The sequence below is a fragment of the Ruegeria sp. CDSA236 genome, from assembly GCF_059611285.1.
Genome location: NZ_JBXWPG010000001.1, coordinates 444,994 through 458,458 on the forward strand (window position 1 = coordinate 444,994; position 13,465 = coordinate 458,458).

Below are 13,465 nucleotides of genomic sequence, written 5' to 3' on the forward strand. Positions count from 1 at the left end.
CCCATGTTTGTTCCCTTTTTCGAAAACCTTCGCAAAGCCGGTATCCCCGTATCCCTGCGGGAATATCTGACCTTTCTGGAGGGTATGAAAAAGGGGCTGGCAACCTATGATGTCGAGGCGTTTTATTACCTCGCCCGCGTGTCGATGGTGAAGGACGAACGCAATATCGACAAGTTCGACCGCGCTTTTGCCGCCAGCTTTGAAGGGCTGGAACAGATCGGGTTCGAACAGGTCCTCGAAGCCGTCGACATCCCTGCCGAATGGCTGGCGAAGATGGCGGAAAAGCACCTCAGCGAAGAGGAAAAAGCCGAGATCGAGGCCCTTGGCGGGTTCGACAAGCTGATGGAGACGCTGAAAGAGCGGCTCAAAGATCAACAAGGCCGCCATCAAGGTGGCAACAAGTGGATCGGTACGGCTGGAACGTCGCCCTTCGGGGCCTATGGGTACAATCCCGAAGGCGTGCGGATCGGTCAGAAGGAAAGCCGCCATCAGCGCGCGGTCAAGGTCTGGGACAAACGTGAGTTCAAGAACCTCGACGACACGGTCGAACTGGGCACGCGCAACATCAAGGTCGCGCTGAAACGCCTGCGCCGCTGGGCCCGCGAGGGTGCGGCGGAAGAGCTTGATCTGGACGGCACCATCCGCGCAACAGCCGAGCATGGATATCTAGACGTCAAAACCCGGCCCGAACGGCACAATGCCGTCAAGGTTCTGTTGTTTCTGGACGTCGGAGGCTCAATGGACCCACATATCAAAGTGGTGGAAGAGCTGTTCTCGGCCGCAAGAACCGAATTCAAGCATCTGGAATACTACTACTTCCACAACTGCCTGTACGAAGGTGTCTGGCGTGACAACATCCGCCGCTGGGACCAGCAGACGCCGACCCATGAGGTGTTGCGCACCTATGGTCCCGATTACAAATGCATCTTCGTCGGTGACGCCTCGATGAGCCCTTATGAGGTCGCCTATCCCGGCGGTGCCAATGAACATTGGAACCAGGAGGCTGGCCAGATCTGGCTGCAGCGGGCACGCGACCAATGGGCATCGAACCTGTGGATTAACCCAGTGCCTGAGAAGTATTGGGAATATACCCACTCAATCGGAATGATCCGCGAGATTTTTCAGGATCGGATGGTGCCGATGACTCTGGCCGGGCTGGAAAAAGGAATGCGCGAGCTGACGCGATAACGCCAGCCCGCGGATCAGGTTCTGCCAAGGCCGGGATTACCCGGCGATGGCCTGAATGCCCAGAAACAGAACACCCGACAACACAGCCGCCGCGGGCACGGTAATAATCCAGGCTGCTATGATCGTCATAAAGTGCGAGCGGCGCACCAGCTTGCGCCGGCGGCGTTCTTCCGGTGCCAGAACCGTCCGCTCAGGCACTGTAATGCGGGCTTTACGCAGCCGTCTTTCAGCATCCCATTCACGGAAGAAGCCGACACCAAAGACGGCACCCACTGCAATATGGGTCGAGCTTACGGGAAGACCCAGCCAACTGGCCACGATAACGGTGATGGCTGCGGACAGCGCAACGCAATAGGCACGCATCGGGTTAAGTTTGGTTATTTGGCTGCCAACCATTCGGATCAGTTTTGGCCCAAACAGGAACAGGCCAAACGAAATGCCAAAGGCGCCGATGATCATGACCCAATAGGGAATACTAATCGCCTGGGTGAAATCACCCGAGGCAGAGGCTTGCACGATGGCTGCCAAAGGCCCAACGGCATTGGCCACATCATTGGCCCCATGTGCAAAGCTCAGCAATGCGGCGGATACGATCAGAGGGATGCCGAACAATACTTTGAGGGATTTATTGCGGTTCTCCAGACCTTCGGATTGACGCCGAATAACCGGAATCATCACGGCCCAGACCAGCCCACCACAGGCGGCTCCGATCAACAAAGCCGTGCCGAGGTCGATCTTGACGATCTTCTTGAGCCCCTTCAGCGCCAGATAGCTGGCAAAAGCCGCTGCCATGATACCAACCAGCATCGGCACCCATTTCCGGGCCGCGGCGATCTTGTCGTCCTGATAGATAATCCGCGACTTGATGAACCAGAGAAATCCTGCGGCGACCAGACCGCCAAGCATCGGCGAGATAACCCAGCTGGCCGCGATCTTGCTCATCGTCCCCCAGCTTACTGCGCCAAAACCGGCTGCGGCGATCCCCGCCCCCATGACGCCTCCGACAACCGAGTGGGTCGTGGACACAGGCGCTCCGACCCAGGTCGCCAGGTTGACCCAAAGCGCCGAAGACAACAAAGCCGCCATCATTGCCCAGATGAATACAGTCTGCGTTCCCATGCTTTCAGGAGCGATAATGCCCTTCGCGATCGTGGAAACAACGTCGCCTCCAGCGATCAGCGCGCCGGCACTTTCGAATATGGCAGCAATCGCGATGGCGCCTCCCATGGTCAGCGCATTGGCCCCGACCGCCGGTCCCATATTGTTGGCAACATCATTGGCCCCGATATTCAGCGCCATATAAGCCCCAAACATTGCCGCAAGCACTACGATCAGCGTGTTGTTGCCTTGTCCGAACAGGAAGGCTGCCACAAGACCTGCGACAACGATAAAAGAAAGCGCGATGCCAGACCCGACAAATGGGCGACCCACTTGGGAGGTTGCCACTTCTAGCCGAGAAAAGCGTCTAAGGTCGCGGTCAAGCGTTTCCAGGTGACGGGCTTCGTGGTCATTGTTGGACATTGTGTGTTCTCCGACGAGTTCCCGTGCGGATAAGGCGGCAGGCGGCGTTTTTCAACAGTTAGAATCCTAATGAACCCAGTTTCCACTGCGTCATGGCAGCTTGGAGACCTTTCAGGCCCACGGAAACGCTGATGCCTTGCCCTTGTGTCTGCTTATCCCCATATCAGAACCATGCTCCGAATTACTCCGATTCTTCTGGCGGTTCTGTATGCCGTGGTGATGTACCGGATCTCGGTCTGGCGCACCCATCGCGAGCTTGACCTGAAATCGACCGAACTGGCCGATCCCGCCCTCAAGCGTATGACTGACCGGCTGGCGGCGGCGCTGGGGATCGAGAGGGTTCCGGTCTATATATATGAGATCGACCCGGTGAACGGGCTTGCGGCGCCGGATGGACGAATATTCATCACACGCGGGTTTTATCGCAAGTTCCTCAATGGCGAGGTTTCCGCCGAAGAGATGGCGAGCGTCATCGCACATGAACTGGGGCATGTGGCCTTGGGTCATGCACGGCGACGGATGATTGATTTTTCTGGACAGAATGCGTTGCGGACAGCCTTGATGCTGCTTCTGAGCCGGTTCATCCCATTCATCGGTGCGATGATTGCAAACGCGCTGACTGCGCTTTTGGCGTCGCGCCTGTCACGTGGGGATGAATATGAAGCAGATGAATATGCCGCCGCCCTGCTAACCAAAGCCGGAATCGGCATCGGCCCGCAAAAGTCTCTGTTTCACAAACTTGAGGATTTGACGCAGCAACGCGCGGGCGTTGTACCCGCCTGGTTGATGAGCCATCCCAAAACGGATGAGCGGATTGCGGCGCTGGAAGTGCTTGAGCAGCGTTGGGCGCGTGGCTGAGGCTCGGCGGCGAGAGGCCAGCCTCTCGCGCTCTCCGAGGTAATTTTAGCCAGATGAAGCAGGGATCCCACTTAGCTGGCGAGCGCTTTACCCAGACGCGGCAGGCGGGCTTTTTTCATCAATCCACGCAAAGTCCATGTATCGCCTGACAGGCGGTTTGCTTCGGCCAGTACCTGCTGTGCAAGCTGGTCCAGCCCTTGCGGGTCGTTATACCAGAAACCATACAGCAGACTGTCAGGGTCACGCCGCTCAAGCCCTTCTTCTGCAAGAATATTTCTGGGGAAATCCTTGGCGTTGACCGTGACGATGGTATCCGCTGACGCGGCTACTGCAGTGGCCAAAACGTGGATATCAGCGGCGTCCGGCAGCCAGAGTCGAGCCTGCAGACCGTCATTGGCTGGGCGTTCTGCCTTGGGCCATTTGACCTGCGTCAGGGCAATCTCGGCACGGGCCTGTGCCTCGCCTTCGGGGCCCAGCTTGCGTGCGGCGCGGGCCCATTCTTCGAGGATGCGCGCCGACCATATAGGGGTGAAATGGCCCAGCCGGGCGGTGCCCAACAGCATCTCTCGCATCACCGTGGGGTAGATGACGCAGGTATCGAGTACAGCCTTCATAACCGGTAGAACACGGCCTTGAGGTAACCGCTTTCAGCCAGCTGCGGCAGTTGCGGGTGATCGGGCCCGGCAAAGCCCGTATGGATCAGTTGGGCTGAGCGCCCGGCGCGCCCGATGCCACGGGATGAGGCGTCGCGGAAGCGGCCCAGATCAGCAGCGTGCGAGCAAGAGCATAAGCCCAGATATCCGCCCGGCTTGACCAGTGTAGCGGCCAATCGCGCAATGCGTTCATAGGCCCGCAGCCCTGCATCCAGCGCCTGCCTTGATGGAGCAAAGGCGGGAGGATCACAGATAACGACGTCAAATTTAGCGCCTTCGTCGTTCAACTGAGCCAACACATCAAAGGCATCGCCTTGGCGCGTGTCGAATTGATCGGCAAAGCCAGAAGCCTCGGCCCCTTTTGCGGCCAACTCCAATGCCGCGGCCGACCCATCGACCGACAGCGCCTGTCCGGCGCCACCCGCCAGCATCGCCAACCCGAACCCTCCGACATGGCTGAAGACATCCAGTACCTGTGCCTTGGGTTGAACCAGCTGCGCAGCAAAGGCGTGATTGGGGCGTTGGTCATAGAACAGGCCGGTTTTCTGACCGCCCGCCAAATCCGCCATATAGGTTGCACCGTTCATCAACACGGGCAAAGGCGCATCCGGGACAGTGCCGCGCAAGGTCAGGTTGACATCATCCAACCCTTCCAGACCGCGTGTCCGGCCCGAGGCGTTTTTCAGCACGGTCGTCACGCCGGTCACAGCGACCAGCGCGTCGGTCAACATATCCAGATGCGCCTCGGCCCAGGCAGCGTTGGGCTGGATCACACAGGCCTCACCGAACCGGTCGATGATGACACCCGGAAAGCCATCCGCCTCGGCATGGATCAGGCGGTAAAAGGGCGAGTCAAACAGGCGTTCGCGCATATCAAGCGCGCGGCGCAGACGGGTTTCGAACCAATCAGCCGTCAGCTCGGCGTCAGGATCGCGGTCCAGCACACGGCACATGATTTTCGATTCAGGATTGACCGCCACCAACGCGATCGGCGCGCGATTTTCATCCTCGAGCACGGCCAGCGCGCCAGCAGGGATTTTGCGCGTGCGACGGTCGGTGACAATGTCATTGGCATAGACCCACGGGAAGCCATGGCGCAGGCCGCGCGCATTGGCTTTGGGTTTCAGGCGGATACGGGGACGGACTGCAGTTTGGGTCATGGCGACCTCATAGTCGCGAACGCGCTGAGGGGAAAGCCCTAGCGGTTGCGAGACCGCCAACCACCGCGCCGTTTCGGCGCCTGAGCAGATTGCAACCCTTCGGTCAGCACCTGTGTCATTGGGTGATCGACCTCATCTTTGGCATAGATGGCGTGCAGGTCAGACAGGGCTTGCCTCTGATCACGCCCCTCCGGAAGGCTTAACGCCCAGTCCAGAAAGATACTGCGACATTCGGGCAATGTGATGCCATCGATGCGATAGGCCTCGCGGATCAGGCCTTTGTGATCGTTCGGATCGTCATTGCGCGGCATCTTTATCCTCCTGAATCACGCGGCCGATAATTTCGGCGGCGATATCGTAGCTTTCCTGCAACGCGGCCTGCAACTGTTCGACCTGCTCATACCCGGTGGCCCGACACAGGAAGGCGGAACCGCCCTCTCCGATTTTATCGGCCTCGATAACCTTACCTGACAACAGCCGAGCTGCGCATTGCACAGACCAGCATAGATCGTAGCAATCCTTCAACGTTTGCGCCTGAGCGACATCCAAAAGCGCGGCTGCGACTGCACCGTCCAACCCGGCATGTACATCGCGCTTTGCAACACCGGACAGTAAAGCGCCTGTTTCGGCCATCAGCTCTATGTCCATCATGCGCCCGGCCCCATTCTTGGCATCCCAAATACCGGCGGGGGTTTTCGCGGCTGCCAGACGCGCGCGCATTTCGGCAACTTCGCGCAAAACCTGCGCCTGATCGCGGGAGCGCGAAACAAGCTCTGTTCGAAAGCTCTCGATATCGTCGGCCAGTGAGGGCTCACCGGCGACGGGGTTTGCGCGTGTCAGGGCAAGGTGTTCCCACACCCAGGCCTCATTCTGCTGATAGTTCGTGAAGCTGGCCCAACTGGTCGCCACCGGCCCCTGATTGCCCGAGGGGCGCAGCCGCATGTCGACCTCATAAAGTCGCCCCTGCGACATCGGGGCCGACAGCGCCGTGATCAGTGCCTGCGTGAACCGGGCATAGTAGGTCCGCGTGGCAAGAGGCCGTGGGCCCTCGGACATGTCCTGATCCAGCGGGTCGTAGATCACGATCATATCCAGGTCAGATTGCGAGTTGATCCGCCCTGCCCCCAGGGATCCCATGCCCAGCACAGCGGCACCGCGACCAGGTGCGGGCCCGTGTTTGCTGGTGAACTGGTCCACAACACATGGCAGGATCGCAGCGATCACCGCGCTTGCAAGTTCGGCATATTGCTGCCCCGCCTGCACGCCTTCGATCAACCCGCGCAGATGGTGTACCCCAATACGAAAATGCCATTCCTTGCACCAGCGCCGCGCCAGATCAAGCTGGCTTTCGTAGTCCTGCTCCTGCGAGAGTTCTCGCTCCAATTCGCCCTGCAGCACCGTCCGGCCCGGCCAGTCGTCAAAGAAGCTGCCGCCAATCACCGCATCAAAGACCGAGGCGTTGTGCGACAAATGCGCGGCCAATGCATGCGACGTGCCTACTATATCGACAAGCAGGTCGATAAGCTGCGGGTTGGCCTCGAACAGAGAAAACAGCTGCACGCCCGCAGGCAACCCGCGAAGGAACCCGTCCAGTGCCAGCAGCGCCTCATCCGGTTGGGCGGTTTTGGCAAGACGCGTCAGCAGCTCTGGTTTCAGCCGTTCGAAAATCCGCGCCCCGCGCTGAGAACGCAGTGATGGGTAGGTCGTCCAGCGCGCCAATATGCTTTCGTCAAATTCAACTTCTGGCAAAGGTGCACGGGCTGTCGGGCCGGGGGCGAAAAAACCTTCGGTCAACTCATGAACCTCGGTCAGTCGCCGTTTCAGATCCGCAGTCAGATCGGCGCTATCAATCCCCATCAGGCATGCAATCCGCTCAATCCCGTCCGAGGATTGCGGAATCTTATGGGTCTGCGCATCATGGATCATCTGAATGCGGTGTTCGACTTCGCGATGCGCGCGGTAGTGATCGGTAAGCTTTTCAGCCACGTCCTCGGGCACCCACCCTTTGCCGGCCAAAGCCGCCAAACCCGGTACAGTGCCACGCACGCGCAGGTCCGTATCGCGACCTCCGGCAATCAACTGTCGGGTCTGAGTGAAGAATTCAATCTCGCGTATCCCGCCTTGCCCTAGTTTCATATCATGACCCGGAATGGTCAGCGCACCGCCTGTCCCTTTGTTTTCGCGGATACGCAAGCGCATGTCATGGGCATCCTGAATAGCCGCGAAGTCCAGATGCCTTCGCCAGATGAAGGGGCGGAGCGTATCCAGGAAACGCTGCCCCGCAGCGATATCGCCAGCGCAGGGACGCGCTTTGATATATGCGGCGCGCTCCCAAGTGCGGCCCAGACTTTCATAGTACCGTTCGGCAGCTTCCGCAGCCAGACAAACTGGCGTCACCGCAGGGTCAGGCCGCAGCCTTAGATCCGTGCGAAATACATATCCATCCGCTGTCTTGTCACTGAGTGTGGCGCAGAAATTCCGTGTCGCCCGGACCATCCCTTGCCGCGCTTCATAGAAATCGTCCGGATCATAGCGCGTTTCGTCAAACAAAACGATCAGGTCGATATCAGAGCTGTAGTTCAACTCATGCGCACCCATCTTGCCCATGGCCAATATGATCATCCCCGCGGCAGAGGCGACATCATCTTCGGTCATCCCAGGCAATTTACCTCGCCGGATCAAGGTTGCAATCTCGGCCTTGGCGGCAACATCCGCTACCATGGCCCCGAAATCGGTTAGTGCCCCTGTAACTTTTTCCAACGGCCACGCCCCTGCCAGATCCGCCAGGGCGGTCAACAGCGCCAAACGCCTCTTGGCCTGCCTCAGCCCCGGCCTGAGTTGATCCGCAGGCAAGGTCCTTGCTGTTTCCATAATGGATGCAAGCATCGCGTCCGGTTGCGCCAAAGCTTGCGGTAGCCAGTCGGCTTCCAGATCAATCAGGCCTTTGAGATAGGGGCTGGAGCCCGCAGCCCCCGCGATCAGTTCCCCCTGCTCAGGTGTAATGCCACCCACTGCTTCGCGCGCTTCGGAACCAAGTGAAGGATCAAAGGCGCGCGGTACACGGTTGACGGCAAGAAGTCCTGTCATTTCATCTCCGATGACGTGGTTTTAGTATTTCTGTGGCCAAATTTCTAACCCGACATTGCAACAATTTGGCGCTTAACTCAAAACAGCGCCGCAGCAGACAACCCAGCCAATGTTTTAAAGAAACCGTGCTGCGTTAGACTGAAATTGCGCTTGTTCAGATGTCAGGTCAACCATCCGAAATTCAGAAATGTAAATCATTTTCACATTGACCTCTTGTAACTGGGTTTGGTGCCCCCATCTATTCAATGTGAAAACAATTTACATCTAACCCGGAGAGCACCAATGACCGCATTGACCGAACACGCCGTCCCTGAAAACCCGGGATGGCTCAGCCGCGCAGAAGCCTGGCTTGACGATAAAGGCAAAGGGGCCTGGATCGCAGCCATGGTCCTTGGCTTTATCTTTTTCTGGCCCGTCGGCCTGGCCCTTCTGGCCTACATGATCTGGAGCAAACGTATGTTCAACAAATCCTGCAGCCGTCGCAAATCCTGGCACAGCCACATGAGCGCAATGAAACCCTCGGGCAACAGCGCATTCGACGCCTACAAGTCCGACACTCTGGCTCGGCTGGAGCGTGAGCAACAGGAATTCGAAGCGTTCCTGCATCGCCTGCGCGAAGCGAAAGACAAGGCCGAATTCGACCAGTTCATGGATGAACGCGTCCGCGAGAACCGCGAAAGCGATGAAACCGGCGATAACGCCTGATCGACCTTGCCCTGTTCCGACAATCGGGACAGGGTATTTGAAACATCTACCGGAATGACCCGTATGCACTCTTTGCCAGACCCGAACCGGCAGCCCGAGTTTTACCAGTCCGTCACGACCAAACGGTTCCTGGCCTGGCTGTTCGATATCGCCTTTATTTCGCTGCTTTGTACCGTCGCCATCGTCCTGACCCTCGGGCTCGGCGTACTGATACTCGCCCTGATTTATGCGGTGGTCAGTTTTGTCTATCGCGTCGTCACAATCGCCAACGGCTCGGCCACTCTGGGTATGCGTTTCATGGGGGTCGAACTACGCGACGCTTTTGGTGAACGAATGGACACAGGTAAAGCGGTCGCACACACAGCCGGTTATTTTGTCAGCATGGCATTTCCGGTGCTGCAAATCATTTCAGTCATCATGATGCTGACCGGCGCGCGCGGCCAGGGCCTGACTGACACTCTTCTAGGCACGGTTATGATTAACCGTCGCGCTTAAAAGACTGTCGCGTGAATCACTTGGCGGCTCCGGGAACGGTTGTTATCATCCCGTTTCAGGAAACATAGGACATTCATGCGACACACGCTGCCAATCGCGCCGCAATTCTACGTTACGGCCCCTCAGCCTTGCCCTTATCTTGAGGGCAAGATGGAGCGTAAGCTGTTCACAGCCCTGCAAGGCGAAGGCGCGAATCAACTGAATGACTCCCTTTCCCAGCAAGGGTTTCGACGGTCTCAAAACGTCCTATACCGCCCTTCCTGCACCGATTGCGCCGCGTGTTTGTCCGCGCGGATCGACGTTTCGGCCTTTCAACCCAGCAAAAGCCAGAAACGCGCGGTCAGGCGGAACTCATATCTGCGACGCCGGGCGAATTCCCCATGGGCTACCGACGAACAGTATGACCTGTTCCGCACCTATCTTGACACCCGACATGCGGATGGCGGCATGGCGGATATGGACGTCTTCGAATTTGCAGCCATGATCGAAGAGACCCCCATACGCAGCCGAGTGGTCGAATATTCAGACCCGGAATCCGGCAATCTGATCGCTGTCAGTTTGACCGATGTCTTGGATGACGGGCTGAGCATGGTCTATTCATTCTATAGCCCGGAACAGCCTCAGAATTCACTGGGCACGTACATGATTTTAGATCACATCGACATCGCACGCGAGGCGGGTCTGCCCTATATTTATCTTGGCTACTGGGTGCCTGGCAGCCCGAAAATGGGATACAAATCCCGCTTTGCAGGGCTGGAAGTGTACAGTCAGGGCGAATGGAAACGGGTCAAGGATCCCTATGACATTGCACATGACGGCCACCACCCGCTGTCCACAGCCCCCATCGCCGAACAGGTTGCTAGCATCCAATTGCCTGATCGTCACCCGACCAAAGGCTGAAACCTGATGCAACAAAGCCTCCACGCCGTTACGCTTGTCGTGCCGGATTACGATGATGCCATCGCCTTTTTCACGCATACACTCAGCTTTTCCCTGACGCAGGACATCGACTTGGGCGCTGGAAAAAGATGGGTCCGCGTAAGCCCACCCGGATCCACCGGGGGCTCACTTCTTCTCGCCAGGGCCGCCGATGCAGATCAGAGAACCGCAATCGGCAACCAGACAGGTGGCCGGGTCGGCTTCTTTCTGGAAACCGACAATTTCGACCGCGACCACAAGGCCATGCTGGCCAAAGGCGTCCATTTCGAAGAATCCCCGCGCCATGAACCTTATGGGACCGTAGCGGTCTGGCAGGACCCATTCGGCAACCGCTGGGATCTGATCCAATTCACCTGATCCTCATCTTCATCTGGCCCAAAATACCTCGGGGCTGAATTGGCCACAGGCCAAGAAGGGGCTGGCCCCTTTTACCTACCAACAAAGCAAAGGGGGCCCGCAGGCCCCCTTTTCCTTTAAACACCTAACTTCGATCAGTTCGGGATCAGATCCGGCACGATGGTCACAATCGCAGGGAAGAACCAAAGGATTCCGATACCTACCACCTGGATCAGCACAAACGGTACAATCCCACGATAGATGTGGCCGGTGGTCACTTCTTTCGGCGCGACCCCGCGCAGATAGAACAGCGCAAATCCAAAAGGTGGCGTCAGGAACGAGGTCTGCAGGTTCACCGCCACCATGATCGTCACCCATTTCGGATCAAAAGACCCGCCATAGATTACCGGGCCTACAATCGGGATCACGATGTAGATGATTTCCAGGAAATCCAGTACGAACCCAAGGAAGAACAGCACCAGCATCACGATCAGGAAGACCGTGAATTCATTGTCAAAGCTCTTGAGGAACTGCTGGATATAATGCTCACCGCCAAACGAGATCACCACAAGGTTCAGCAACTGAGACCCGATCAAAATGGTGAACACCATTGAGGTCACCTTGGCGGTTTCCCGCACCACCGGGGTCAGCACGCCGCTGGAATACAGAACCCAGCAGCCGAACAGCAAACCGAACAGGGCATACAGATAGGCCGCATAGGCTATGATGAAGGCAATCCAGGTTTCGGCCGAGGCGCTGCTCTGATTGATGCGCAGATCAAAATTGACCCCCATCAACAGGGCAATGACCACGGCGAAGGTGGCCCAGATGATGACCTTGCCAGACCGCTCCTGATCTTGCAGCTTGCGATAGGCCGCCAGCATGATCGCACCACCTGCGCCCAAAGCCGCCGCCGGTGTTGGGTTGGTCACCCCACCCAGGATCGACCCCAGCACCGCGATGATCAGAACCAGCGGTGGAAAGACCACCCGGATCAGATCATTGGTGGCACAGCGCGCCGCAGCCTCTTTGCAGCCATAGATGGCCAAGGCAAAGGGCAACGCCAGCATCACAAAGGTCAACCCTGACGACGTTGTTGGCGACACGAACAGAATATCGACAAGCAACATCAGGATCAGACCAATGGCCCCAAGGATCAGCGGCTGCGGCGACCGAGACGGCGCGATGCCCCGACCCATCACAATGGTCAGACCCAGCAACAGAACCATCACCGCAACACCCGTTCCAATCGGAGCGGCGTTGGCAATCTTCTCCTGCTGCGCGGTGGCAAGCTCTTCCTCGGTCAGACGAGTTGATTCTGCGGCACCACCTGCGTCATCAATGGCCGTTTGCTCGGCCACGGCCTGATCCCAAGCGGATTGACCATGCAGCTCGATCATCGAGGCTTTGCAGGTTTCGGAAACGTTGGTCCGCAGCGATGCGCCCTGCCCGATATCGGAGAAGGCCGAGACCGAGACGTTCTGGCTGCCGATAACCCCCAGATTGCCCAGTAGAACTGTACCCACGATCAGCGCGACAGGCGCACCCAGCAACCAGGTGAAACCTTCTGAACGGGTAATGGGCTCTCCGCTGCCGCCGGTCATGGGCACCGCAGGCGCCTTATGCGGATTGAGCAGCGCATAGCCAAAGGCATAAAGCGCATATAGCAGCGCCAACATGATCCCTGGCAGCAAGGCGGCCTGGAACAAAGTACCGACCGAGACAACCGCAGGCTCACCCAGATAGGTCAGTGCGTCCGTGCATCCTGCGTCAACCGCGCGGGTCTCTTGAGCCGTCGAATACAAGTCACCGGCCAGCGTTCCCAGCAGAACAATCACGATCGAGGGCGGGATGATCTGCCCCAGCGTACCTGAAGCCGCAATGACACCCGTCGCCAATTCAGGCGAATAGTTGTTGCGCAGCATGGTTGGCAGCGCCAGCAAGCCCATGGTTACAACGGTCGCGCCCACGATCCCGGTTGAGGCCGCAAGAAACGCCCCCACGACCACAATCGAAACGGCCAGACCACCCGGCAACGGTCCAAAGACGCGCGCCATTGTGGTCAGCAGATCATTGGCGATCTTCGACCGTTCAAGCGTGATGCCCATCAGCACGAACATCAAAACCGCCAGAAGGGTTTCAATGGACTGACCGGCCAGAACACGCTCGTTCATGCGGTTCACGATGAACGACACGTTGCGGTCCAGAGCGGTTTCCCAGCCCGAGACAAAAACAGGCTCGGCAATCCTTGGTAAGTCCGGGAAGCGGAACACTGATATGGTATCGGGTTTAACCCCCGTGCTGACCAGATCCTGATACGCCGCAGAGCCGGTGTCGATCGCCTGGTGAATCAGCAAACCTGCGCTGTCCAATGCGGCGATGATGCCGAATGAGATCACTCCTGCCCCGCCGATGGCGAAGGCCACCGGAAAACCGGATAGAATACCTCCGAAGAGGCAGAAAAATACGATAATGAGGCCTATCTCGACGCCATCAAGTCCGAATAGCATTGTCTGGTTCTCC

At 58.0% G+C, this 13,465-nt stretch carries 12 protein-coding genes; 6 read left to right on the forward strand and 6 right to left on the reverse strand.

Annotated features, from left to right (window positions below; genetic code table 11):
- Window positions 1-3: 3 nt before the first annotated feature.
- Window positions 4-1,188 (forward strand): vWA domain-containing protein, encoded by a 1,185-nt coding sequence (locus AC2FLB_RS02290; protein ID WP_281971955.1) that lies wholly within the window; start codon window positions 4-6, stop codon window positions 1,186-1,188.
- A gap of 36 nt (window positions 1,189-1,224) precedes the next feature.
- Here the strand turns inward: AC2FLB_RS02290 and AC2FLB_RS02295 are convergent, their stop codons facing one another.
- Window positions 1,225-2,709 (reverse strand): inorganic phosphate transporter, encoded by a 1,485-nt coding sequence (locus AC2FLB_RS02295; RefSeq protein ID WP_496691098.1) that lies wholly within the window; start codon window positions 2,707-2,709, stop codon window positions 1,225-1,227.
- A gap of 171 nt (window positions 2,710-2,880) precedes the next feature.
- Here AC2FLB_RS02295 and AC2FLB_RS02300 point away from each other — a divergent pair, with 171 nt between their 5' ends.
- Window positions 2,881-3,567, forward strand: a complete 687-nt coding sequence (locus AC2FLB_RS02300) for a M48 family metallopeptidase (RefSeq protein WP_142633315.1) — start codon at window positions 2,881-2,883, stop codon at window positions 3,565-3,567.
- 71 nt (window positions 3,568-3,638) lie between these two features.
- Here the strand turns inward: AC2FLB_RS02300 and AC2FLB_RS02305 are convergent, their stop codons facing one another.
- The 4 genes from AC2FLB_RS02305 to AC2FLB_RS02320 are packed head-to-tail and all read right to left on the reverse strand — an operon-like array spanning window position 3,639 to window position 8,467.
- Complete coding sequence (locus tag AC2FLB_RS02305) at window positions 3,639-4,181, reverse strand: RSP_2648 family PIN domain-containing protein (protein WP_496695740.1); 543 nt, start codon at window positions 4,179-4,181, stop codon at window positions 3,639-3,641.
- Window positions 4,178-5,380 (reverse strand): RSP_2647 family RNA methyltransferase, encoded by a 1,203-nt coding sequence (locus AC2FLB_RS02310; RefSeq protein ID WP_496695742.1) that lies wholly within the window; start codon window positions 5,378-5,380, stop codon window positions 4,178-4,180. The genes AC2FLB_RS02305 and AC2FLB_RS02310 overlap by 4 nt, the downstream gene beginning before the upstream one ends.
- Before the next feature lie 38 nt (window positions 5,381-5,418).
- Window positions 5,419-5,691: a hypothetical protein gene (locus AC2FLB_RS02315; protein ID WP_271947514.1), complete on the reverse strand. Its 273-nt coding sequence runs from the start codon at window positions 5,689-5,691 to the stop codon at window positions 5,419-5,421.
- A complete protein-coding gene (locus tag AC2FLB_RS02320) occupies window positions 5,678-8,467 on the reverse strand; it encodes a [protein-PII] uridylyltransferase family protein (RefSeq protein WP_496701248.1) in 2,790 nt (929 codons plus the stop codon). Before AC2FLB_RS02320 ends, AC2FLB_RS02315 begins: the two co-directional genes overlap by 14 nt.
- 282 nt (window positions 8,468-8,749) lie before the next feature.
- Here AC2FLB_RS02320 and AC2FLB_RS02325 point away from each other — a divergent pair, with 282 nt between their 5' ends.
- The 4 genes from AC2FLB_RS02325 to AC2FLB_RS02340 all read left to right on the forward strand — a co-directional run bounded on the left by AC2FLB_RS02325 (window position 8,750) and on the right by AC2FLB_RS02340 (window position 10,963).
- Window positions 8,750-9,172, forward strand: a complete 423-nt coding sequence (locus AC2FLB_RS02325) for a DUF2852 domain-containing protein (protein WP_142633305.1) — start codon at window positions 8,750-8,752, stop codon at window positions 9,170-9,172.
- Window positions 9,173-9,235: 63 nt separating this feature from the next.
- Complete coding sequence (locus tag AC2FLB_RS02330) at window positions 9,236-9,667, forward strand: RDD family protein (RefSeq protein ID WP_142635100.1); 432 nt, start codon at window positions 9,236-9,238, stop codon at window positions 9,665-9,667.
- 75 nt (window positions 9,668-9,742) lie between these two features.
- A complete protein-coding gene (locus AC2FLB_RS02335) occupies window positions 9,743-10,567 on the forward strand; it encodes an arginyltransferase (RefSeq protein WP_496688360.1) in 825 nt (274 codons plus the stop codon).
- A 6-nt stretch (window positions 10,568-10,573) separates the two neighbouring features.
- Window positions 10,574-10,963 (forward strand): VOC family protein, encoded by a 390-nt coding sequence (locus AC2FLB_RS02340; protein ID WP_496691094.1) that lies wholly within the window; start codon window positions 10,574-10,576, stop codon window positions 10,961-10,963.
- Window positions 10,964-11,097: 134 nt separating this feature from the next.
- Here the strand turns inward: AC2FLB_RS02340 and AC2FLB_RS02345 are convergent, their stop codons facing one another.
- On the reverse strand, window positions 11,098-13,452 hold the full coding sequence (locus AC2FLB_RS02345; RefSeq protein ID WP_496700511.1) for a TRAP transporter large permease: 2,355 nt from the start codon (window positions 13,450-13,452) through the stop codon (window positions 11,098-11,100).
- Window positions 13,453-13,465 lie beyond the last annotated feature (13 nt).

What these genes read in the sequence shown, in the direction of transcription:
- AC2FLB_RS02310 (WP_496695742.1), bottom strand. Translation starts at nt 5,380, where the DNA reads ATGACCCAAACTGCAGTCCGTCCCCGTATCCGCCTGAAACCCAAAGCC.
- AC2FLB_RS02290 (WP_281971955.1), top strand. Translation starts at nt 4, where the DNA reads ATGTTTGTTCCCTTTTTCGAAAACCTTCGCAAAGCCGGTATCCCCGTA.
- AC2FLB_RS02315 (WP_271947514.1), bottom strand. Translation starts at nt 5,691, where the DNA reads ATGCCGCGCAATGACGATCCGAACGATCACAAAGGCCTGATCCGCGAG.
- AC2FLB_RS02335 (WP_496688360.1), top strand. Translation starts at nt 9,743, where the DNA reads ATGCGACACACGCTGCCAATCGCGCCGCAATTCTACGTTACGGCCCCT.
- AC2FLB_RS02300 (WP_142633315.1), top strand. Translation starts at nt 2,881, where the DNA reads ATGCTCCGAATTACTCCGATTCTTCTGGCGGTTCTGTATGCCGTGGTG.
- AC2FLB_RS02325 (WP_142633305.1), top strand. Translation starts at nt 8,750, where the DNA reads ATGACCGCATTGACCGAACACGCCGTCCCTGAAAACCCGGGATGGCTC.
- AC2FLB_RS02320 (WP_496701248.1), bottom strand. Translation starts at nt 8,467, where the DNA reads ATGACAGGACTTCTTGCCGTCAACCGTGTACCGCGCGCCTTTGATCCT.
- AC2FLB_RS02305 (WP_496695740.1), bottom strand. Translation starts at nt 4,181, where the DNA reads ATGAAGGCTGTACTCGATACCTGCGTCATCTACCCCACGGTGATGCGA.
- AC2FLB_RS02295 (WP_496691098.1), bottom strand. Translation starts at nt 2,709, where the DNA reads ATGTCCAACAATGACCACGAAGCCCGTCACCTGGAAACGCTTGACCGC.
- AC2FLB_RS02345 (WP_496700511.1), bottom strand. Translation starts at nt 13,452, where the DNA reads ATGCTATTCGGACTTGATGGCGTCGAGATAGGCCTCATTATCGTATTT.
- AC2FLB_RS02330 (WP_142635100.1), top strand. Translation starts at nt 9,236, where the DNA reads ATGCACTCTTTGCCAGACCCGAACCGGCAGCCCGAGTTTTACCAGTCC.
- AC2FLB_RS02340 (WP_496691094.1), top strand. Translation starts at nt 10,574, where the DNA reads ATGCAACAAAGCCTCCACGCCGTTACGCTTGTCGTGCCGGATTACGAT.